This is a genomic window from Bacillus sp. SA1-12 (assembly GCF_000981385.1).
In the GTDB taxonomy this organism is placed as follows: domain Bacteria; phylum Bacillota; class Bacilli; order Bacillales; family Bacillaceae; genus Metabacillus.
This window is the reverse complement of the sequence record NZ_LATZ01000128.1, coordinates 300646-324228: the sequence shown is the minus strand read 5'-3', so window position 1 is coordinate 324228 and position 23583 is coordinate 300646. Positions and strand designations below refer to the sequence as shown.

The window sequence follows — 23583 nt, the reverse complement described above, 5'->3', positions numbered from 1 at the left end:
AATACCACCTCATCTTGTTTTACTGAAAAAATCCACATTCTGACCGTGCTCAATCATTTTTTTAATCATTCGCTCATTTAGATCATTCCAAACAAAGCCCGTCCTGCCCAATAGTTGGTTCGTTTTATCAGCAAGGATATGGAAGATGGTCTGTATTGATTCCTCGGAGAGGGTTAAGTCCTCGCCTACACTGTGAAGCTGGAGCGCATATAAATCTGAAGCAAACCGTTCGCTTTGTTTTTCATCAAAGATGTAATCGATAAATGCTTCAATCGACACTTCTTTAACGTCAATTGCTAAGCCTGGAGTTGTCAAGATATCCGCTAGGCTTACATAGTTTGGATTAAAAATATGATACGTCTCATTTATTAAAGCTTCTTTTGCAAACAGATTGATAATGGCTCGACTAACATCATCTACACATGAAAAATCTGTGTCCCTTTCCATCTCGGGAACAAGACCGATCTTGAGATAGGATTTCATCATCGTATATAAAGCGTTTTGCTCGATGTTCTCCTGAAACCTGCCTGATGAAGAGTCAAAAACGATATTTCCAACTCTGAAAATGTTTGCCTTTATTCCCTTATTCCTTGCCTCCATGACAAGCTTTTCTGCTTGAAGCTTTGTCTTTGGATAGGGATGATTGATGGTTTGTCCCAAATTATCATCATACTCAGTGAACAAAAGCTCCCTTTTGTCCGGAACAATTCCGGAGGCTACTGCCAAAGTGGAGATATGGTTGAAGTCTTTTCGAGAGCCTGTAAGCGAGAAATCAACCATATTATTCGTTGACACTACATTTGCTTCATAGGATTCAGCTTCATTTCCAAAATGACTAACATTGCCGGCTGAATGGATGATACATTCGATTGTTTCACTAAGATATTGATAGGTGATCCGATCCAACCCTAACTCCTTTTTAGTTAAGTCTCCGTTATAGACGACGATTTTTTGTTTATACTCATCATAAAAGGAAGGGCCGAAATAAGAGCATATTTTTTCCTTTAGTCGTTTTTCCGCTGCCGCTTGATTGTCACCTCTTACAATCAAATGGATAAAGCTATTAAACTTAGTTAATAATTCATAAAGCAGATAAGCTCCTAAATAACCGGTTGCTCCTGTTAACAGGATTTCCTTATAGTTCCGTTCACGGGAAAGATCTGCTTCCACATACCTATTATTCTTGTTTTCATAGACATGACGCAATTCTTGCATCGTTTCATCCTCAACTAGGCGATGACTTTTCCGTCTTGCGGTTAGATATTTTGCCAACGCAGCTTTATCGACCTTATGGCTTGCTTTCTTATCAGTCATATGCTTAGCCAAGTCAGACACTATCGGATATTGAAATAAGTGATTAATTGAAATGTCAAAATCCTTCTGCAACCTTGCAACAACATTGACAGCGGTCAATGAGCTGCCGCCGATTTCAAAGAAATCATCTTGGCGGCTAATAGGATATACCCCGGTAACATCCTTGAATGCCTCGATAATCTTTTGCTCTTTCCCATCTGGAGAGGAGCTTGCTTGCTTCGATTCAGCCGGATGTTCTTCTATATTAGGTGCCTCAGGGACATCATGCTCAGCATTTTGATGCAGCCTATATAGCTTCCTGTCAAAAGAATAAGTTGGCAAAGGAATGCGGTGCCTTTTTTCATTTGCAAAATAGCTGGACCAATCTATTTTTACACCCTGCATATGAAGCTTGCCGATCGTTTGCAGCAAATACTGTTCATCGGAAACCTCTTCTTTGGGATGCCGCACTGTATTGACAATAGAAGTGGATAATTTTCCGCGAGATTGTTGTCTTACCAATGTGCTTAGTGCCCTGCCTGGCCCAACTTCAACGAATAGATAATCTCCGCCAGTTAAAAGCTGGCTGATCCCATCGGAAAACCGTACTGTGCGGCGAAGATGATGTACCCAATAGTCAGGGCTAGTTGCTTCGCTTGCCGTAATCCATTCACCCGTTACATTCGAGAGATAGGGAATGCTAGGCGGATGAAAGTCTATTTCTCTAAGTTTCTCTTTATAAGCCTCTAAAATGGGCTCCATCATGCTAGAATGAAAGGCATGTGAGGTTGCTAGTTTTTTATAAGACATGCCTTTGCTTGCCAGTTGCTCCTCAAACAGGATGATTTCTTCATTTGGACCTGAAACAACACAAGAGAAGGGGCCGTTCACTGCCGCAATGGATAGTTTTTCACTAAGAAACGGCATGATTTCCTGCCCGGAAGCCATCACACTTACCATACTTCCCTTTGGCAATTGCTGCATAAGCTTCCCTCGTTCATAAACGAGCTTTAAGGCATCTTTTAAGGAAAATACGCCGGCTAGGCATGCAGCTGTATATTCTCCGATACTATGACCGATCATGCCGTCTGGTCGAATACCGTATTCCATTAACAATTTTGCCAATGAATATTCAAAAGCAAAAAGCGCCGGCTGAGTATAAAGGGTCTGATCAATCTTGCCGTTGATCTCAGATGGATAGATCACTTCCTGCCAATTCAATCCGCTAATTTCCTCCAACAGATGAAAACAGCGATTCATCTCATCACGAAAAACCTTTTCCTCTCTAAAGAGCTCCAAGCCCATATTGACATACTGTGTTCCCTGCCCAGGAAACATAAGGATCATTTGCTTATTGCTGCCGTCATCCATCACCGTCTGTACCTTTGCAGGATCAAGGCTGAGCAGTTCGCGCTTTGCTTCTTCTTTAGTAGAAACCACCAGCATTCTTCTGTACTTTAAGTTTTTTCTGCCAGTTAACAGTGTGTAGCTTATATCGGCCAGTTGTACGTTATCCTCCTGACTTAAATAACCAGCAAGCTTCTTTGTTTGGTCTTCAAGTGATTTTTCCGTTTGCGCGGAAAATGAGAGCAATTGAAACTTTCTCCCCTGATCCGAACTTCCTCTTTCTGGTGCCTCCTCAAGGATGACATGTGCATTTGTTCCTCCCATACCAAAAGAACTCACCCCAGCCCGTAATGGATAGCCCCGATTATTCCACTTAGTTAGTTCCTTGTTTACGTAAAATGGACTGTTTTCAAAGTTAATCTTAGGATTAGGCTTCTCGTAGTTAATACTAGGCGGGATCATCCGATTCTTTAAGGAAATGGCTGTTTTAATGAAACCAGCTACACCAGCAGCGTTATCAAGATGCCCGATATTCGCTTTTACAGATCCAATTCCGCAAAACCCTTGTTTCTCTGTGTTAAACGCCAATTTTAAAGCCTCAACCTCAATCGGATCGCCTAGTATCGTCCCGGTGCCATGTGCCTCAACATAGGATATGCTCTCAGGCTCAACTTCTGAGATGTGATGGGCTGTTCTTATAACGTCTGCTTGTCCTTCTACACTTGGTGCTGTAAAGCTTACCTTATTGGAACCGTCATTATTGATGGCAGAGCCTTTTACAATCGCATGGATAAAATCTCCAGCTGCAATTGCATCCTCAAGCCGCTTCAACACAACAATACCCGCGCCGTTGCCATTCACCGTTCCCCTGGCACTGGCATCAAATGGTCTGCACTTTCCGTCTTGAGAAAGGATCATTCCCTCCTGATAAAAATAACCTCTTTTCTCTGGTAAGGTAATGGAAACTCCCCCCGCCAAAGCCATATCACAATCCCCGCTTAACAAAGCTTGGCAGGCTAAATGAACAGCGACCAATGAAGAAGAACAGGCAGTTTGAACGGTATAGCTCGGACCTTTCAAATTTAGCTTATGTGATAATCGAGTGCTGAAGAATTGAGAGCCATTTAATAACTCAGCTTCTTTTAAAAAACCGGTTGCATGGCGGTAAACAGTGTCCAACCAATACAAATTTGTAGAACAGCCGATATACGTACCGATCAGTCCCTTTACGGTATCCGGGCAATAACCGCTGTGCTCCAACGCTTCCCATGCACATTCATGCAAGATTTTTAGCTGCGGATCCATTACCTCCGCTTCTTTCGGGGAATATTGGAATACATTTAAATCAAACCATTCTGTGCCAAAGATGGCTCCTCCGGCTTTCTTGTAATTTGGGTGTTGAAGGGTTTCTTGATCAATCTCTGCTTCCTGCAGTTCCTCATCAGAGAAAAGTGAAACGGATTCTACGCCATTCTTTAAATTTTTCCAGAAGGTATCGATATGATCTGCCCCGGGAAATCTGCATGACATCCCGACAATTGCAATTTCCATTCCATTTTCTACTGGTGAATGACTATGATTCATTCCAATCCCTCTTTCTTTGTCTTCTCTGTTTTAGCCTGGATTTCGATTCCTCCATCACCTGCACTCGATCTGTATTATAGGTTTGAGCTTCATTTTCCATATCCAACGATTTTACATGCTTGGCCAAGTCAGCAATCGTTGTGTGCTTGAATAGCGTGACAACAGCTAGATCAATTTGGAACACTTCTTTTAATCGCTCATTCACCTGAACAATATTGAGTGAATTTCCGCCAAGATCAAAAAAGTGATCATGGATTCCCACATCTTGAATACCAAGAACCTGCTTCCATATCTCCGCAATCGTTTTTTCCAATTGTGTGTCCGGGGCAGGGGAAGTTGCTCCAGGCAACACATCTTGAACATCCTTCCTTTCTTCCAGCACCCTCACGTCAATTTTCCCATTAGATGATACCGGCATTTTTTCCAGCCTCACGAAATGAGAAGGAATCATGTATTCCGGCAAATTCATTTTCAAGTAATCTCGTAAATCTGACAGATTAACATCCTTATTCGTTACAAAATAAGCACATAAATAGTTTTCATTATGTTGATTCTGCTTTGTAATAACAACTGCATCCTCGAATGCACCAAAGTCCAAAAGATGGTTTTTCACTTCATCTGGCTCCACTCGAATGCCATTAATCTTTACTTGGTGGTCAATCCTTCCTAAATACTCAATGTTCCCGTCAGGCAGCCACCTTGCAAGGTCTCCTGTTTTATACATCCTTTCACCTGGAACAAATGGATCGGGGATAAACTTTTCTTTTGTTAAACTTGGATTATTGATATAGCCTCTTGCCACACCTGCTCCTGCAATACATAACTCCCCAATGGCCCCTAACGGCACAATCTTAAGATCCTTGTCCACAATATAGGCCCGATAATGACTCAGCGGTTTTCCTATTGGCATGCTTGAACTTGCTTCAGTTCCATTACAACAGTAAGAAGTTGAGAAGATTGTTGCTTCTGTCGGCCCATAAAGATTCATCACTTTTTCTGCATAAACCGAACTGCGCAATTGATCGTAAAGGCTCTTCGTGAATACTTCTCCGGCCACAAAAATGCAGCGAAGCTCATGATCCATTTTATGATTTTGGATTAAAACCTTTAGATGGGAAGGAACAGCACCAAGCATGTTAATGTGATGATCTTTTATATAGCGCCAAAGCTCCTTTGGCTCTGCAATCACTTCTCTTTCAGGGATATAAAGCGTTCCTCCAGAAAGAATCGGCAGAAGGATCTGCTGTACAGAAACATCAAATGTGAGTTTGGCAAGCAGCAAATGGCGGAAGTCCTCATCAAACTGCAAGGTCTCAATTAACCCGATCAATTGATTGACTAGATTTCTATGCTCAATCATCACACCCTTTGGCTTTCCGGTCGTTCCAGACGTATAAATCACATATGCTAAATCATCTGGTTGATTGATATTTTCAGGTTTGGAATTGTCTTCTTTGCTCATCATTTCATTCGTTAATTCAATGAATTCTTGTTCAAAGGCTTCCTGTTCTAGTGTTGTATTCGTTGTCAGGATCAACTGGCACCGGCTGTCTTTTACTAGATACGAAATCCTGTTAGGCGGCAAATTAGGATCAATTGGCAGATAGGCTCCCCCTGCCTTTAGCACTCCCAGAACTCCTATTACCATTTCGATTGAAGGTCTCACCATCAATGCAACAATGCTATTTCTTTTAACTCCCTTGCTTCTTAACAGATTGGCCAGTTGATTCGATCTTTCATCTAGCTCAGTGTACGTAAATTCCTTACCGTTACAGAAAACCGCCGCTTTGGCTCCCCTCTCCTTTGCTTGCTGTTCAATGATTTCCTGCACGGTCCTATCATAGAAAAATTCGGCCTTTGTCTCATTAAATTCAGAAAGAACCATTTGTTTTTCTTCATCTGACATCAATTCAAGCTCTTTTATCGGGCTATTTCCTTTTATCGTCATTTCATCTAACAAATGAAGAAAATGACCAGCGATTCTCTCCACGGTTTCCCTTTTAAAAAGATCGGTGCGAAACTTAAATTTCAACGTAAGGTCTTCATTCGTTTCCAGAGCATGTAAGAATAAATCAAATTGAACCATCTTGCTTTCTATCGGCCAGCTGCGAAAAGCTAAATGACCACTATTCCTAACGAAATCCTCTTGACGATCAAGGGAAAATGCGATGTCAAATACCGGGTTCCTGCCTGTATTCCGCGGAACACCTAACTGATCGACCAAAACCTCAAACGGGTATTCCTCATGATCAAGTGCTTCAAGTGTCGTATTCTTAACTTCATTAATAAATTCCCGAAGTAATTTTTCACGGCGCGGAAAGTTTCTCATCACCACCGTATTTGCCAGCATTCCGATCATTTTTTCCAAGCCGGGCCGCGACCTTCCTGCTGTAGGTGAGCCGATCACAATCTCTTCCTGACCTGTATATTTGGCAAACAAAACATTTAACGCAGAAAGCAGCACCATATAGAGGGTCGTTCCATTCTCCATAGCTGCCTCTTTTAATCTTGACGTCAAATCGCTGCTTGCTGTAATCGTTATGAGATCACTATCACTTTTCTGAACTGGCCTTCGCGGATAATCAGTCCTTAACTCAAGTGACGGAATATGTGTTGAAAGTTGATCTAACCAATACTTCTCTTTACGCTTAAAATGCTCAGTCTGAAAAAACTGTTCTTGCCATATTGCGTAATCTCGATACTGCAGCTTAAGGTTTTTCAGACCTTTCCCCTCATAAATCTCAGTAAATTCCTCCATTAATACATCCATAGAAAGACCATCAAATACAATATGATGGGCATCCGTTACCAGCAAATGCTGATTTTCTTGGATTTTTATGAGGTTTATTCTTATAAGAGGCGGTTTTTCAAGATGAAAGGGCTTGATCAAGCTCCTTACAACGTCCATAAGCCGCTCTTGGTCGGCCTCTATACAATTTACACTAATGTCCAACATAGGATGTACATGCTGCACCAGCTGTCCATCTGCAAAGGAAAAGGATGTACGTAAAATTTCATGACGATTTACGAGAATCTGAAAGGTGTTTTGTAATGCAGCTGTGTCAAGATCCCCCTCGATCATGATTCCAGTTGGTAAATTATATGCCAATGAATCCTTGTTAAGCTGCCACATGATATACAGACGTTTTTGCTGAGATGAGACGGGATAATACGCTCTTTCTTTGACAGGCAAAATAGCTGCTGTTTCATATTGACGGTTTTCACTTAATAAACTAGCTAGATCCTTAATGGTCGGCTGTTTGAACATTTCACTCATTTGCAGATTTGCTGAAAATTCTTGATTGATTTTCAATACAACAGAAGCCGCCTTTAACGAATGACCTCCTATTTCAAAAAAATGATCATAACGTCCGATTTTTTTTAGCTGTAGTACTTCACCCCAAATTTGAGCAATTTTTCTCTCCAGCTCATTTTTAGGAGCAACGTAAGTAGAACTTACCGTTGCCTTTAATTCAGGTTCAGGAAGTTTTTTTCGATCAATTTTTCCGTTTTGATTAAGCGGCATTTTGTTCAATTGTGTAAAATAAGCAGGAATCATAAAATCCGGCAATCGTTTCATGAGAAAATCTCTTAATACGACAGCTGGTATATCCGACTTAGCCACAAAATAAGCACATAACTCTTTGGCACCTTGACGATCTTCCTTTGCCACAACGACGGCTTCCTCGACCTCATGATGCTTCAAAAGACTTGCCTCAATTTCTCCTACCTCTATCCTAAAGCCTCTTATCTTGGTGAGATTGTCCTTTCTTCCGATAAATTCTAGATTGCCATCAGCAGTCCACCTCGCCAAATCTCCTGTTCTATAAACCTTTTTCCCAGGGATTGCAGGAAAATCGACGAACTTCTCTTTTGTTAAACCCGGGGCATTGTAGTAACCCTTTGATAATCCTGCCCCACTAATACAGAGCTCTCCAATAACCCCAATAGGCAGGAGTCTTAAATGATGGTCAACGATATAGATCTTCACATTATTGAGCGGCTTTCCAATTGAAATTTCTTTTCGTTCAATCAATTCTTCATCCTTTATCCGATAAAAGGAGGAGATATCGGTGCATTCGGTCGGCCCATATGTATTTACGATTTCTCCGATAAAGTTTACTGATTCTGCCAAAGGCTTTAACCTTTTAGAATGAATAGGTTCACCGCCTAAAAAGACATGTTTCAGTGATGCCATCCTGATATAATCTGTTTCTTTATTGTATTCAACCAATGGATAAAAGCCGCTCGGCGTACAATTGATACTCGTAATCTTATGTAAGTGAATATAATCAGACATATTGTTGTAATCATAAACGCCTGGTTCAAAAATGTGCAATTGCGCCCCTTTTATTAATGGAGCAATAAAATTTTTATGTGCCGTGTCGAAACTAATCGGAGCAATTAATAAAACATTGTCTGTTTCGTTCATATCAAATTCATTTGTGTACCAGTGAAGCAGGTTTGCAAATGAATTTCTCTTCACCATGACCCCTTTAGGCTCACCTGTGCTTCCAGAGGTATAAAGAACATACAGTAACCCGTCCGGCTGGAGAGGCAAATTAAGATTGTTTTCCATCTCAGCTGGTAAATCCTTCTGACAAATGACATCTACATCAATAAAGGCTGTTTGTTGATGTATCAGTTGCTTTTGATAACGGCTGTCTTTCACCACAATATCTACGTTCGAATTACTTATGATTTTTTCAATACGTTCATTTGGATAGTTTGGATCGATAGGTAAATAAGCTGCCCCAGTCTTCAATACTCCTAATATACTGATTGGAAGCTCAAGCGACCTATCCATCATCAGCCCTATGATTTTTCCTTCCTTCGCTCCCATTTTGACTAATTCATTTGCTGTACGATTCGCTTTTTTATTTAGCTCCTCATAGGATAGCTTTTTCCCTTGAAAAACGATTGCCGTTTCTTGAGGCGTTTTGGATACCTGCTCTTCAAACAATTCAACAACAGTCTTGTCCATCGGAAACTCAGTGCCAGTGTCATTAAACTCGTGTAAAATACGTTTCTTCTCTTCCGATAAAAGCTCAATGTCAAAAAGGGATATATTTGGAGAATCTATTACTTTCTGATAGAAATGTGTTAGCTGATCCGTTATCTGCCCAATTATTTCCCCTATGTCTTTTTTAAAGGCGATTGAGCACTCAATGTCATTTCCATCCCAAGTAAAATGAAAGATAGTATCAGCAGATCGAGTATAAGTTGGTTTATTCGGTTGAATGTTTTCCAGCTGAACAATAGTCAAGGGCCTTAGTCTAGTAGCATTCTCAAAGCCTAATAATGCCGCTAACCTATCATGTGACACTTTTTGGTTTTGATGGGCCTCAGCAATCGTATGTTGAACATTGAAAAGAAGCTCTTTAAATGACATACCGGTTTGAACCTTGCTGCGGATAATCAGAGGATGATCCTGATAAGCAGCACCTGTTTTCGCCTGGATAGCTGGAGTACCGATCGAGACATCTTCATTTTTCGAATAGATAGAAAGCAGGTATTTTACTCCACACATCAGAATGATGAACAAACCAGTTTCAGATTGGTTGCTCATTTTTATGATTTTCCTTGATAACTCCTTTGGAAATTGGTAGGTAAAAGTATCATGCTGAGCATCTTTCAGCTCGTTCTTTTTAGCAGTTTGTGCAAAGCTATTCATCTCCCAATCTCCAGATAGCTTATTCAACCAGAATTGTTCTTCCTCTGTTACCAAATCTGCATTATAAGTTTGAGTACTCATAAATGTCTCCTCTCTCAGCCAATGTACAATTGATCAGCTTTATGATCTCCTTGTAGTGCTCACGAATAAAAAAGTGTCCTCCTGAATAACAAATGATTCTGCTGTCTTTTGCCGTAAAATCCCTCCATTTCATCATGTCATTTCTTGACATATTGTCTTTATCGCCATACAAGGCCGTAATGCTTGTATTTATTTTTGCACGTACTTGGTCACCTTCATATTCTTCGATCAATTTAAAATCAGATCTTAAAATCGGAATAAACAGCTTCATCAGCTCCGGATTGTTAAAGACCTCTAGTGGTGTGCCATTGAGTTCCAACAGTTCTTCTTTGAACTCCTTTTCTGGAAGGTGATGTATTTTTTTATCTCTTAATTGATTGGGGGTTTTTATGCCTGACAAAAAGAGGTGTTCTGGAGGACGAAAGGATTCAATAGCCACTTTTTTGCAAAGTTCAAATGCGATGAGTCCACCCAGGCTATGTCCAAAAAAGGAATAATGACTTTTAGAAATAAACGGATGTACAATATCCAAAAGGTCATCTATGGCTTCATTCATATTTCTATAGAAGCCTTCGTGAAATCTCTTGCCTCTTCCGGCATAGTCGATGGGATAAATTTCAATGCTTGGATGCAAGTGCTTACGCCAGTGATGAAAGATCGTTCCAGAACCGCCTGCATAAGGAAAGCAAAAAAGAACTTGCTTTCTCATCAAACTCCCTCCTATCTTAGAAGATTTTGTACCAGCAAAAAGAGCCTTATAGATGGTAATAAATGACCCTCTGTCGTTTATGGTTGTTCATCGCCCAGTATGGTTTATCGCCATGGCGAAAATTGGGCTGGATTTTAAGTGGGAAATTATTAGCTCTCTATAAAGCCTTTGTTCATGATCCCTACTTTACCTTCGTCTTATTCCAAAATGGAATACGACCTTGGATATCATCAATAACAGATGTAAAACCTGGTGCAGAGGACAGAAAAAAGCCTGTACAATGGTGTGCTTTTTGGTATTCGGGGTCTTCCAATAAAATAAGGTGAGCTTTTTTAATATTGAAATGCGGTACTGCAGGAAAAAGGTGATGAACCAAATGGTATGAATTTCTGTGAGGATGGAGCAATATGCGTTCAAACCAATTCCCAAAAGAATTCCTTGATGCAAATATTTCCTGTTCTGACTCTAGGCCGGCATGTTCTGCCATTTCGGCCCAATACTTTAATACTTGAAACGTTGTCAAAAAGGGAACAACCCAAAATAGGATGAATTCTTGCCAGAAGCCAAAAACGATTAAACAGGTAATAATTACTCCCCAGTATAAAGCTCTGATGATTTGATCGAAACGAGGTTCTTCTTTTGCATATGCCGTTACTTTAACCATTCCAATTAAATAGTTAGGCACATGCACTAAAAATAAAGGTTTTAAACAGTGGTGAAGAAAAAATTCCATTTTGTTTTTTGGAGGTTTATCTAACCCAACGATCTTATACCTTTGTTTGTCAGGATCTGCATCACTCCATAAGTACCTATGGTGTGTCATATGACTTTTACAATAGGCTTTATAAGAGATCATAATTGGATAGGCCGCAAAAAGGGAAGCAACCCATTTATTTAATAACCGGTTTTTAAACAACATACGATGACTGGACTCATGCATCATGATATCCAAACCGCGCATACGGCTGCCTATGATTACTATGCTGATGAGATACATCCAAAATGTAGGGATGAAATAGCAAAGAGCAATTGATATGGAAATGATAAGCCAATCCAGGCCGATTGCAAAAAAATTGTACCAATTGTTCTTTTGCTGCAATTCGCGAATCCTTCCGATAATGTCACGAGAAAAACGATGCTTCTCTAACTCTTGAGGGGCGGCCGTCGTTTCTACTAGGCTAGCTTCATTCATCATGTTTTTACTCCTTTTAATAGAATCAATGATTTTTGAAACATTTAGTCTTAGCCAATACTAACAACCAATTAACCTTTACGATCCAACATATTAATAAACGACATCTCTCTGCTCTGCTTTCAAATCCCCCCAATTTTATGAAGTCCTTAAAGGTACTGTTTGCCGATCCAAGGTTAGATAGACAAAAAGTACCTTAACAACAAATAATTATGATGAAAACATTTTATCCACTTCCATTACAATGGGAACTACGTTTTGTTCAATATTTGATAAGATATGTGTTTGAGTCTTCAATTTAACATTAACGGATGAATGCATTCTTACCCCAGGGTCAAAGCCAAATATAAAATATTTATAGATTTCATCATCCTTCTTTAATATCCAAACCCCATATCCGTAATACAAATCATTTTTACTATTCTCATGGGGAGTCAGTAATCTCTCCCTATATTCTTTGCTTAGCAGTTTTCCATCCCATAATCCATTCCAAAACTTTTCTAGATCTAATACGGTGGTAAAAGCCCCACCATCTGGTCCGCCTACGATAGGAACGGAATAAATATTTGTTTTCCAATTTTGATCCTCTTCACTATCAATGTATCCGAGTGCCGTCCGTTCTGGCAGCTGATCCATCCGAAAATATCCTGAGTCTGACATATCACAAGCTCTGAATATATGTTGCCTTACATAGTCGAGAAACGGCATGCCGGATACTTTCTCGACAATTAATCCGAGTAAAATAAAGCCAGCATTGCTATAGGAAAACTTTTTTCCTGGCTCAAACTTCATAGGGTTGTCCTGAAACATGGGTAAGAAATCATAAGGTGATTTAATTGAATACATAGGAACTGCTTTCCATAGTTCTTCAAAATCACTCATCACTTCTTCATCGAAATAATCTGGTATTCCTGAGGTGTGGGTTAATAAATGATGAATGGTAATGCCGGGATGAAAATGTGGAAATGAAATAGGTAAACAATCCTTGAGATAGGTATCAAAGGTTAATATCCCCTTCTCAACGAGTTGGCATATCGCTACTGAGGTGAAGATTTTACATCCGGAAGCCATGCCAAATCTTGTTCGTGAAGTAATGGCAATCTGTTCACTCCGATTGGCTAAGCCAAATTCTCCTTCATAACGAGTTTGTTCACCTTGTATCAAAACGGCGCCAGAGAATGGCAATCGGTCATAATAGCTTCTTACAAATTCTTCAATTTTTCGGGTTAATTCCATTAAATCCAACCTTTCTCAACATTTTCCATTACTTCCAATAATGGCAATTTTAACCTTTTTCGTTGATACGATCAACAGTTCATAAGGCCCTAATTCATCCAATTGCACCGGGAATTTCCTAGTATATTTAACTAGGACATAAGTTCCCTGTCCCTATATTTACGTAGTACTGGGCAATGGATCAATTGGATTAAGCCCGTTAAAAAAAAGGGCTATTGTCGGACCTAGTTGATAAAAAGTGGAACTCATTATACATTTATACTGTAGACATTATTTCCCCTAATAGTGAGGTTAACATGTACAAAATTAATCCCGCAGAAATCATTGCCTTTAAAATAGGTGATCCGCTGCCTTTCGAGTGGATGAATAAGAAACTTAATACATTGCCCGATAATGAAAGACAAAGAATTTTACGATTCCACAAGTTAGAAGATCAACAACGGACGTTATTGGGGCATTTGGCAATAAGAAATCTCCTGCAAGACAAGCTAACAATACCTGTTCATTCTCTCTCAATAATAAGAGATCAATATGGACGTCCTTATCTCGACCCTTCTCATGGATTTGAAATAGATTTTAACCTCTCCCATTCAGGTAAATGGATTCTAACCGCCATGACGGCAGCGGGAAAAATAGGTGTAGATGTTGAAGAAATAAAGTCCATAGACCTTTCCGTAGCCAAGCTATGTTTTACACAGGAAGAAATGAATTTTTTTCAGATGATTCATCCAGACGAACAACTGCCATTTTTCTTTTCCATTTGGACCTTAAAAGAGGCATATGTGAAAGCTATAGGAAAAGGACTCCTTTGTCCTATGGATGGCTTTGGTTTTAATATGGAGGATTGGTCACAAAATAAGCTTACATTAAGAACATCACTTCATTCTTACCATTCCTTTCACTTCAAATTATTCCAGATAGAGAAGAATTATGTTGCAGCAGTTTGTAGTACGGAATCAGAGCCTATTCAACATGTAAAAGTAATGGACCGCTCTGTTTTTTTGTAATGTTTCTAAACAATCAAAAGCGACCTTCCCATTATCTCTGAAAAAGTCGCTTTTCTTGTTTTTCATTATGTTTTTGTACTTAGATTATTCTTTAATTTGATCACCTTCCGTTATATCATTTTCAGTCGCATCTCGATTGCCTTCTTTTGTTGTATCTTCACCGGCATTCCCGTTCGTACCTTCTCTGGCATCCTGTTCTAATTGCTCTTGTCCATCACCTTGAGGGTCCATGTTTTCATCCAGGTTCTCATCAACTGGAGATTCGCCGCCCTCGTCTGACGGAGTATTTCCGTTTTCATCAGGAAGCTGGTCATGTGTTTCATCTGGGGGTGCAGGATCTGCATCATCTGCACATCCTGTTACAATCATGCCTGCAAGCAGTGAGCCAGTTAAAGTTAATAACCATTTCTTACTCATGTGAATTGCTCCTTTCTACGTTGTAGATTAGTCCATGTTCTTTGTTTATCTTTCCCTGATTTTTTTCATTTGATTCTTTAAGGAACAGTTTGCTTTTTATAACAAAGCCACAAAAAAAGACAAACGGCCAGCTTTTTGGCCATTTGTCTCTTTTGCTTCTTATGCTTCTTCTTTTTTCTCACCTAATGCAAACGTAATTTCTGCTTCACAGGCAACTTCTCCATCTACTGTTGCGATTCCTTTTCCCTTTCCAATTGCGCCGCGTGCACGAGTAATTTCAACCTCTAGGCGTAATTGATCACCAGGTTTTACTTGCTTTTTAAAGCGGCAGTTATCAATTCCAGCAAAAAATGCTAAGCGGCCGCGGTTTTCTTCCTTTTTAAGCATAGCAACTGCACCAACTTGTGCAAGTGCTTCAACAATTAACACACCAGGCATCACCGGATAGTCCGGGAAATGGCCATTAAAAAATTCTTCATTCGCTGTTACATTTTTTATGCCAACTGCATGCTTGCCTTCCTCTACCTCTAACACACGGTCTACTAATAAAAATGGATAACGATGCGGGATGATTTCTTTTATTTGTTGAGTATCTAACATATGTATGTCTCCTTACTATTTTTTATTTTCGTATGTCGTTTACTATCGATATAGAGTAAATCACTTCGAAAGAAGGTTTCTCTTGAACTTAGAAGTGAGAGGCAGGACTGGAAGCAATCGGCGTTTCACCGATTGTCCTTATATCCCTTTCATTTACACCTTAAAAACAAAAGTCTTAAAGGTAAACGTAAAAAATAAAACTCATCTTCATCTAGAATATAATGAATCGAGGTTCGCCGATTCCTACTAATCCAACATCCAACCTCTTACTTCAAAATGTTAAACTTAGTAATCCATGTCAATTGATTTCAAAAAATAATCCTAAATATGTATACGACAAAAGGAAGGCATTCACCTTCCCTATATGCAAAGTATAATCTTATCGTTATTCTTTTTCAACTAAATCAATGATATGCTGCCAGGTTGACTGATCGAGTGCATCTGAAGGATCGCCGGTTCCAATAACGCCGTATCCTACAATGATGCCAACGATGGCGCTGATGGCCATGAAAATGAGGACAAGAAGCACTCTTAACCATATCGGTATTAACCTGACACGGATCTTAACCTTTTCTTGCTGTTTATCCTTAGTCTTTTTGGCTTTTTTCACTTCTTCTCGACTAGCTGCTTTTGCCGCCTGTTTTTCAACCAATAGTCTAAACTCCTATCTTACACCGTTTATTAATCCCATCAATTGGTCACCCATTGTGATGGATTTTGCATTCATCTGATAGGTCCGCTGGGAGATCATTAAATCGGTCAGTTCCTTTGATAAATCTACATTGGACATTTCCAGTGAACCTTGCTTCATCGAGACATCCCCACTGAAGGCTCCTTCTAAAAAAGTGAGAACATCACCAGGCTGATTATCGCCTATATCATTTAAACTGTAACGGTTGCTGCCATTTTGGGCAAGCAATTGGGGGCGATTGATTTGCACAACGCCGATACTGAAGATCTGAGGGAGATCTTCGTCATTTTGCGGAATCGCTGTTATAGTGCCATCCTCAGAAATGATAAGTTCTTTAAAGGTATCCTCAATTAAAATCGGGTTTTGATTTTCATCCAGAACCGGTCTTCCTTCAGATGTTGCAAGCATTAAACGGTTTGTCCCGTCAGCTGCCGGTGATAGATATAATGCGCCGTCCCTTGTATATTGAATTTCTCCCTCTACATCAATTTGGAGAAATTGATTTGGGACCGTGAAGGCAATATCCAGTGCTCTGCCTGTTTGCTTCAAGCTTCCTTGTGTCAACGCCAGGCTGCTGGCCACCCTAGCACCCGTTCCTTGCCTGATCCCTAATTCGCCCAAACGCCCGATCTCATTCTGTTCATTTGGCTGGTTGTCAATTTGCTGTCTTACAAGCTCAGAAAAAGATGTCTGGGTCCTTTTAAAGCCTTGTGTATCAATATTTGCTAGATTATTGCCGATTGTATCTAGTTGTTTTTGAAGCTGACTCATTGTATTCGTCGCAGTAATCATTGGGCGTAACATGAGTTGTTCCCCCTATTATCTTAAGCGGCCAATTTCATTAACGGCCTTATCCATGCTTTTGTCATAAGCTTGCAGCACCTTTTGGTTTGCTTCAAATGAACGGTATGCTGTCATCATCTCTGTATAGGTTCTTGCAACATCAACGTAGAGCCTTCCAGATAGTTTTGTTTCAAATTGTATTCGATTTCAGCATTATTTGCGGCAGAAGGCAAAGCTTGATTGTTTGCCGTCCGATATAAGCCATTTCCTTCTTTCACAAGATTACGAACATCTGCTTCAAAACAGACATCAATTTGTGCAACAAATTCTCCTTCAGCGAAAATATCACCATCTTCGGTGATTTGGTATTCACTCGATTGAATCACAATTGGCTGACCGGTTACAGACAACACTTGATTTCCATCTAAAAGCAGTCTCCCATTTTCATCAAGTGTAAAATTTCCATTACGCGTATAACGCTCTTGGCCCGTTTCATTCTCGACTGCAAAAAATAGAGTGCCCTTCAGATTTATTTCTTGATTAACAGCGACAAATTGTTCAATAAGAGCAACATCACTTTTTAAACCTGTTTCCCGCAAATCCCCCTGAAGATATTGGCTATTTAGCTCTTGTAAGTAAACACCAGTATTTAATGACCCCACTGTAGCAGGAACGGAACCATTTTCCATTCTTTTTAGCAGCATTTCCGGAAAGGCACGAATAGAAGATTGATCCGCTTTGTAGCCTTCTGTATTGGCGTTTGCCATATTGTTTGAAAGCATCTCTGTCCGCCTTTGCTGTGTAAGCATGCCTGCTGTTGCAGTATATAATCCTTTTAACATCTCATTCACCCACTTATGCATAAATTACCGCACAATCCGAATTCTTTCGACAGAATTCCCTACCATTCATTATAAAGGAGAACGACTGTTTTCTCATTACATTTTTTTAGGAAATCATTGTTATATTCTAGTGGAAATAAAAAAACTATAGGACAAAAGATTTATTTTATAAAAAAAGAGTCTGAAAATCAGACTCTTGATCGAACGATATATTAAACTAATTTTTTGTTAGAAAGGCGATCCATATTATCAAGCATGATACCTGTTCCGATTGCCACACAATCCATTGGTGCTTCTGCAACAAGAACCGGAACTTTAAGCTCTTCTGCTAAAAGCTGATCCAATCCATTTAATAAAGCTCCACCGCCAGTTAAAATAACTCCGCGGTCAATGATGTCAGCTGAAAGCTCTGGAGGAGTACGCTCTAGGACACTCTTGGCGGCTTGTACAATAACAGCAACTGATTCACGAAGGGCTTCTTCAACTTCCTTCGAATTCACTGTAATCGTTCTAGGCAAACCTGTAACCATGTCGCGGCCGCGTATGCTTATTTCTTCATTACGTCCGCCTGGGAATACTGTTGCAACATTTATTTTGATGTCTTCAGCTGTACGTTCGCCAATTAGCATCTTATACTCACGTTTGATGTAATTTAAAATTTCAAGGTCAAACTTGTCCCCAGCCATTTTAATTGAAGAGGCGGTGACAATATCGCCCATTGATAAAACAGCGACATCAGTAGTTCCACCGCCAATATCAACTACCATATTTCCATATGGCTGAAAGATATCCATACCAGCACCAATCGCTGCTACTTTCGGTTCTTCTTCAAGAAACACATTTTTCCCTCCGCTTTTTTCAGCGGCTTCCCTGATCGCCTTTTGTTCAACTGATGTAATATTTGTCGGACAGCAAATCAACATGCGCGGCTTAGACAATAAACCTTTTACATTCAGCTTATTAATAAAATGCTTTAACATTGCTTCAGTCACTTCAAAATCTGCAATGACGCCATCTTTTAAAGGGCGAATCGCAACGATATTCCCAGGAGTACGTCCTACCATACGTCTGGCTTCTTCACCAACAGCAAGAACCTTTCCTGAGTTCTTGTCTAATGCAACAACCGATGGCTCATTCAGCACGATGCCTTTTCCTTTAACATGTATCAGTACATTTGCCGTACCTAGATCTATACCTATATCCCTAGCAAACATTCTCTCTATATCCTCCTTGCAAATCTTCATTCCCAGAATAACTGACCTAATTAAATATTGTATCATAATTTCAAAAAAAAAGTATGATTTTGTAAAATAAATTCACTGGTTTATGTAGGAATTTGTCGATTCACATAGAATTATTATAGAGTTAATTTTCACTTTATATACTTATAGATCTTTTCCCATAAAAATGAGCAGACGATTCGCAAACACCAAAACTTAAGAAACACATACCACCGCTTTATTTTACTGGTTGTTCTTCTAAAATTTCGTCCTTTTTATATTTAAGCTTTGTTGCTTCTCCACCACGGAGATGCCTAATTGATTTATGATAATCAAGGATCTCCTTTACCTCATTCGCAAGATCAGGATTAATTTCAGGTAGCCTCTCCGTTAAATCTTTATGGACGGTACTTTTGGAAACTCCAAATTCCTTCGCTATCACGCGAACTGTTTTCTTTGTCTCCACGATATACTTCCCAATCTTGATTGTGCGTTCTTTGATGTAATCGTGCACACCACTCGACCTCCCTAATATGGATGTGAGAAGTGTGAAATGAGACTCGCATACCAAGACATTTTGGCTGACTTTCTCTTAGATGATCGTATGATGCCCATGCTACTGCGATTAAAATATACACTCACGATCCCTCACCTCAAACACTCTCTTTGATAGGTTTGTAACATTTTATTAGCTTGGGTTAGGGAATATGCAAGAAAAGTCAAGAGGGACAAGGGTTTTATTCATTTTTTTATATTTTCTTCAGGTTTTACCGTAATTTTTATGCCTTTTGAGGTTTAAATTTGCGAAAAAAAAACTTAATCTCGGAAGTTTTAAGACTTGGCTTTTTACATTATTTCCTGAGAAATTTGTCGAGTTGCCAGAAATTCCAAATATTGGTCTATTGGATTTGGACTGGTTTGAAGAAGATTTAGCTGATTAAAATTTAGGGTTTTATATATTGGAGTGTGGTTAGGGGAAGTTTTATTGAACCACTTATTTTAAGAATTGTATCACGTAGCGATATATTGAATCACCCATCTCTAGTATTGAACCATTTGAAAATGTTTTTAAACGATTACTCAAGAATTAGAACCCTGTACCAATGAATTGAACCAACTTACTACTAGAACTGAATCGCATAGCGATATATTGAACTCATTTCAATTATTGAACCACTTGAAGTTGTTTTTGATCCACTACTTAGGAATAGAACGATGTACAGATGTATTGAACAAACTTACTTCTATAATTGTATCACGTAGCGATATATTTGAACCACTCATCTCTAGTATAGAACCATTCGATGTTGTCTTTGAACAATCACTTAAGAATTAGAACCTCTATACCGCTGTATTGAACCACTTATTTTTAAGATTGAATCGCATAGCGATCTATTTGAACCACTTACTTCAAAGATCGAATCACATAGCAATCTATTTGAACCACTTACTTCAAAGATTAAATCGCATAGCAATCTATTTGAACCACTTACTTCAAAGATCGAATCGCGCAGCGATATTTTATATCGCCTTTCAATATTTTCGAATCACTCATCTTCCATTTCCAACTCAAAAAAAAAATCGAGGCCGGCCTCATTCATGTTTGAGCTCAACCTCGTATTGGATGTATCCTTACGAATTTAATGTGTTATTTTTTGTTTCTGGCTCGCTAGATTGTTGGCTGTCTTCAGTTGCTCCTTTATCAGCATCTTTATCTGCTTCTGGAGATTCTTCTGCAGGTTTGTCACCGGATTCAGCGTCTTTCTTTGGAGCCTCTTCTCTCTTTTCAGCGTCTTCTTGAGTTGCTTCTTCTTCAACAGCTTCCTCTTGAGATGCTTCTTCTTGAGTTGCTTCTTCTTCAGTAACCTCGATGGATGTTACCGGCTTATCCATATAAGTTTCTGGGTTTACAGCTACACCGTTTTGACGAACTTCGAAGTGTACATGTACACCATCTTCTTCGTTGTATAGGCTTTTTCCAGCTTTACCGATTACTTCGTTTTGTTCTACCTTATCACCAGCTTGTACACTAACATCTGCTAATGATTGATAAACAGTCACTACATCATTTTCATGCTCAATTTCAACAACATGGCCAAGAATTGGGTCTTTTGTTGCTTTTGTTACTGTACCGCTTAGCGATGCAACAACATCAAATTCTTTTTGATCTTCTCTTGCAATATCAATTCCTTTGTTCATTCTGTAGGAATTGTTATAGAATACAAGTGCTGCTTCTTGATCTTCAGTTGAAGCATTAGGATCATAGAACTTTTTAACAACTTGAACACCTTCAGGATCTACAGCAGGCATTGCAACATTTTCTTTTAATGCATTTACCTCTACTGCTTCTGGATCATTTACTGCTGTTTCTCCTTGGTTTTCTTTCTGTAAGTCTTCAGCTACATTGTTGCTGATGCTTTGATACCATAAAACCGCTGTAAGGATAACTGCTGCACTCATTAGGTAGATTGCCGGAAATACCCAACGTTTTCTAAAAAATTGTTGAATTTTTGATTGAGAAGTACGTTTAGTTTCTTCCTCTCTCATTCTATCATCACCTCAGCAATCATTCTGAACACAATTGCTGAATTATATACACATCCCAAAAAAAATTTTTAAAATTTAGTATGTGCAGTATTTAAAATAATATGTGCTTCCTCAAAAAATTTCATAATTGCGATAATTAAGATTAATATTCCGCTTCAATATTTTCGTTTAAGGTATCCTCATAAAAGCAATATTTTTTCTCGATAAACACTTGATGCCAGATCATGAAGATTAGCACAGTCCAAAGCTTACGGCTGTTATCCTTTTTTCCGGCACAGTGCTCTGACAGCAGGTAAATTACATACCCTTTATTAATAAAATAATCGGTTTCGCTTTCCTGAATGACTTTTAAGGCCCAGTCGTATAGTTCATTTTTAAACCAGCTTCTTATGGGGACGGGGAAGCCTAACTTTTTTCTATTTAATACATGTTCAGGAACAATCCCTTCTGCTGCCTTCCGAAGAATATACTTTGTTGTATTGTTAGCAATCTTCATATCTGTTGGAATTTTTGAAGCCAGGTGAAAAACCTCTTTATCTAGAAATGGTACTCGCAATTCTATCGAGTTCGCCATTGTCATTTTGTCTGCCTTGAGTAAAATATCCCCCTTTAACCATGTTTGGATATCGATATGCTGCATCGTGGTTACCTTGTCATAGTTTTTAGCCTCTTGATAAAAAGGAAGAGTAACATCTTTAAATGAAACATTATCCCAATACATTTTTATCAACTGCTTTATTTCATTAGCATTAAAAATCTTGGCATTTCCAATATATCTATCCTCATATGGGGTGCATCCCCTCTCAATAAAGCTTTTTCCCTTCATGCCATCTGGCAGGAAACGAGCAAACATTTTCATTGACGTTTTAATTGGCTGAGGAACTCTATCAAATACTCTTAGATCAATTGGTTCTCTATAAATATTATACCCTCCAAAAAGTTCATCTGCCCCTTCCCCAGAAAGGACAACCTTTACATGCTTACTTGCTTCTCTGGCAACAAAATATAATGGAACAGCTGAGGGATCTGCAAGGGGATCATCTAAAAACCAAACAATCTTTGGCAGCGCTTTAATAAACTCCTCTGGTTGTATTAGATAAGATATATTTTCGACATTCAATGCGTGAGCCGTTTCCTTTGCGATATCTATTTCACTATATCCGTTTGTCGCAAAGCCAACAGAAAACGTCTTGAAGTTCGGATTCAACTGTCTTGCCAAGGAAACAATAAAACTGGAGTCAATTCCCCCTGATAAGAAGGAACCTACTGGTACATCGCTGCGCATATGCATGCTTACTGATTCCAATAGTGTTTGTTGTAATTCGTTTTTTAATTTTGTAAAATGATCGGTTACCGGTTTGAAGACCGGCTTCCAATAGCATTTGATGGTTAAACCCTCATCCTGCTTTTTTAAAAAATAATGTCCAGGCTCCATCTTCATCATTCCTCTTGACATCGTTGATGGTTCAGGAACATATTGAAAGGTGAAATAATGATGCAGCGATTCTTCATTAATCAATTCATGGTCAGTACCCACCACAATACTCTTTCTTTCCGATGCGAAATAGAATTTATCTTCTAGTTCAAGGTAATAAAGCGGTTTAATGCCAAATGGATCTCGGGCGCCAAATAATTCATTCTTTTCCCTATCCCATATTAAAAAGGAAAACATACCTCTAAGGGAATAAAGCATTTTTTCTTTTCTCTGACTATATAGCGCCAAGAGCACTTCCGTATCTGAGGAAGTCTTAAAGACATATCCATCCTTTTCTAACTCATTCCTTAGCTCAATATAGTTATAAATCTCTCCATTAAAAACAATCCAATACCTTTGATCTTCATAGGATAAAGGCTGATGTCCAGCTTCGAGATCAATAATACTTAACCGCCTAAAACCTAGTTGAATATACTGATCTGCATAGTATCCTGAATCATCTGGACCCCGGTGAAAAATAATGTTATTCATCTTTTTAAACTGTTGATCAATCTTTAAAGAGGCTTGTCCGCTATTAGACAAGACCCCAACAAATCCACACATTGTTCCTCCCCCTAAACTTCCTTGAATGAAATTCACACTTTCTTCCAAACCTTAAATGGAATTCTGCAGTCTCTATAGTCAAGTTACCGTTCAGTCTTTTTGATCGTCCCCATTCTCCTCTTATTACTTTCGGAGTACCTATTCCTATTTGCTGTTTGTTTCACTCATAAGACGACAGAATTCGTCATATAGTCTCTTTTTTTCAAAACTTTTCAAAAGAAACATTTAGAGAGATTGAAATTCGCTTTAGAAATCGTGATAAACTCTGGCTGCATTATCTTTATTGGTTTATGATGGTGAGTGATACTTTATGTTTTTGAGT

The 23583-nt window shown here is 39.1% G+C and carries 14 protein-coding genes and 1 pseudogene; 1 reads left to right on the top strand and 14 read right to left on the bottom strand.

The window, feature by feature from the left end; all coding sequences use genetic code 11:
* Positions 1-9: 9 nt before the first annotated feature.
* The 5 genes from WQ54_RS25600 to WQ54_RS25580 form a co-directional block, all read right to left on the bottom strand.
* On the bottom strand, positions 10-4224 hold the full coding sequence (locus WQ54_RS25600; protein WP_046588623.1) for a type I polyketide synthase: 4215 nt from the start codon (positions 4222-4224) through the stop codon (positions 10-12).
* Positions 4214-9979: a non-ribosomal peptide synthetase gene (locus WQ54_RS25595; RefSeq protein WP_046588621.1), complete on the bottom strand. Its 5766-nt coding sequence runs from the start codon at positions 9977-9979 to the stop codon at positions 4214-4216. The genes WQ54_RS25600 and WQ54_RS25595 overlap by 11 nt, the downstream gene beginning before the upstream one ends.
* Complete coding sequence (locus WQ54_RS25590) at positions 9960-10688, bottom strand: thioesterase II family protein (protein WP_052737969.1); 729 nt, start codon at positions 10686-10688, stop codon at positions 9960-9962. The genes WQ54_RS25595 and WQ54_RS25590 overlap by 20 nt, the downstream gene beginning before the upstream one ends.
* A gap of 181 nt (positions 10689-10869) precedes the next feature.
* Positions 10870-11880: a fatty acid desaturase family protein gene (locus WQ54_RS25585; RefSeq protein ID WP_046588728.1), complete on the bottom strand. Its 1011-nt coding sequence runs from the start codon at positions 11878-11880 to the stop codon at positions 10870-10872.
* Between the two features lie 210 nt (positions 11881-12090).
* Positions 12091-13116, bottom strand: coding sequence for a serine hydrolase (locus WQ54_RS25580; protein WP_046588617.1), 1026 nt, complete (start codon positions 13114-13116; stop codon positions 12091-12093).
* A 296-nt stretch (positions 13117-13412) separates the two neighbouring features.
* On the opposite strand from WQ54_RS25580, the gene WQ54_RS25575 reads away from it, so the two are divergent.
* The gene (locus WQ54_RS25575; protein WP_046588616.1) at positions 13413-14123 is read left to right on the top strand and encodes a 4'-phosphopantetheinyl transferase superfamily protein; all 711 of its coding nucleotides are present in this window, start codon (positions 13413-13415) and stop codon (positions 14121-14123) included.
* An 84-nt stretch (positions 14124-14207) separates the two neighbouring features.
* On the opposite strand, the gene WQ54_RS25570 is transcribed toward WQ54_RS25575, so the two are convergent.
* The 9 genes and pseudogenes from WQ54_RS25570 to asnB all read right to left on the bottom strand — a co-directional run bounded on the left by WQ54_RS25570 (position 14208) and on the right by asnB (position 23261).
* Positions 14208-14540, bottom strand: coding sequence for a hypothetical protein (locus WQ54_RS25570; RefSeq protein WP_046588614.1), 333 nt, complete (start codon positions 14538-14540; stop codon positions 14208-14210).
* Between the two features lie 159 nt (positions 14541-14699).
* On the bottom strand, positions 14700-15140 hold the full coding sequence (gene fabZ / locus WQ54_RS25565; RefSeq protein ID WP_046588608.1) for a 3-hydroxyacyl-ACP dehydratase FabZ: 441 nt from the start codon (positions 15138-15140) through the stop codon (positions 14700-14702).
* Between the two features lie 385 nt (positions 15141-15525).
* Positions 15526-15792, bottom strand: coding sequence for a DNA-directed RNA polymerase subunit beta (locus WQ54_RS25560; RefSeq protein ID WP_046588607.1), 267 nt, complete (start codon positions 15790-15792; stop codon positions 15526-15528).
* 12 nt (positions 15793-15804) lie between these two features.
* Positions 15805-16635, bottom strand: a complete 831-nt coding sequence (locus WQ54_RS25555) for a flagellar hook-basal body protein (RefSeq protein ID WP_046588605.1) — start codon at positions 16633-16635, stop codon at positions 15805-15807.
* A gap of 15 nt (positions 16636-16650) precedes the next feature.
* A pseudogene (locus WQ54_RS25550) lies at positions 16651-17456 on the bottom strand (flagellar hook-basal body protein).
* Between the two features lie 212 nt (positions 17457-17668).
* Positions 17669-18670: a rod shape-determining protein gene (locus WQ54_RS25545; protein WP_046588602.1), complete on the bottom strand. Its 1002-nt coding sequence runs from the start codon at positions 18668-18670 to the stop codon at positions 17669-17671.
* Positions 18671-18914: 244 nt separating this feature from the next.
* Positions 18915-19190: a sporulation transcriptional regulator SpoIIID gene (gene spoIIID / locus WQ54_RS25540; protein ID WP_046588600.1), complete on the bottom strand. Its 276-nt coding sequence runs from the start codon at positions 19188-19190 to the stop codon at positions 18915-18917.
* 1118 nt (positions 19191-20308) lie between these two features.
* Positions 20309-21223, bottom strand: coding sequence for a M23 family metallopeptidase (locus WQ54_RS25535; RefSeq protein ID WP_046588598.1), 915 nt, complete (start codon positions 21221-21223; stop codon positions 20309-20311).
* Between the two features lie 142 nt (positions 21224-21365).
* Positions 21366-23261, bottom strand: a complete 1896-nt coding sequence (asnB, locus tag WQ54_RS25530) for an asparagine synthase (glutamine-hydrolyzing) (protein WP_046588595.1) — start codon at positions 23259-23261, stop codon at positions 21366-21368.
* Positions 23262-23583: the final 322 nt, after the last annotated feature.

What these genes read in the sequence shown, in the direction of transcription:
- WQ54_RS25595 (WP_046588621.1), bottom strand. Translation starts at nt 9,979, where the DNA reads ATGAGTACTCAAACTTATAATGCAGATTTGGTAACAGAGGAAGAACAA.
- WQ54_RS25600 (WP_046588623.1), bottom strand. Translation starts at nt 4,224, where the DNA reads ATGAATCATAGTCATTCACCAGTAGAAAATGGAATGGAAATTGCAATT.
- fabZ (WP_046588608.1), bottom strand. Translation starts at nt 15,140, where the DNA reads ATGTTAGATACTCAACAAATAAAAGAAATCATCCCGCATCGTTATCCA.
- WQ54_RS25555 (WP_046588605.1), bottom strand. Translation starts at nt 16,635, where the DNA reads ATGTTACGCCCAATGATTACTGCGACGAATACAATGAGTCAGCTTCAA.
- asnB (WP_046588595.1), bottom strand. Translation starts at nt 23,261, where the DNA reads ATGTGTGGATTTGTTGGGGTCTTGTCTAATAGCGGACAAGCCTCTTTA.
- WQ54_RS25570 (WP_046588614.1), bottom strand. Translation starts at nt 14,540, where the DNA reads ATGAGTAAGAAATGGTTATTAACTTTAACTGGCTCACTGCTTGCAGGC.
- WQ54_RS25585 (WP_046588728.1), bottom strand. Translation starts at nt 11,880, where the DNA reads ATGAATGAAGCTAGCCTAGTAGAAACGACGGCCGCCCCTCAAGAGTTA.
- WQ54_RS25535 (WP_046588598.1), bottom strand. Translation starts at nt 21,223, where the DNA reads ATGAGAGAGGAAGAAACTAAACGTACTTCTCAATCAAAAATTCAACAA.
- WQ54_RS25590 (WP_052737969.1), bottom strand. Translation starts at nt 10,688, where the DNA reads ATGAGAAAGCAAGTTCTTTTTTGCTTTCCTTATGCAGGCGGTTCTGGA.
- WQ54_RS25580 (WP_046588617.1), bottom strand. Translation starts at nt 13,116, where the DNA reads ATGGAATTAACCCGAAAAATTGAAGAATTTGTAAGAAGCTATTATGAC.
- WQ54_RS25545 (WP_046588602.1), bottom strand. Translation starts at nt 18,670, where the DNA reads ATGTTTGCTAGGGATATAGGTATAGATCTAGGTACGGCAAATGTACTG.
- WQ54_RS25575 (WP_046588616.1), top strand. Translation starts at nt 13,413, where the DNA reads ATGTACAAAATTAATCCCGCAGAAATCATTGCCTTTAAAATAGGTGAT.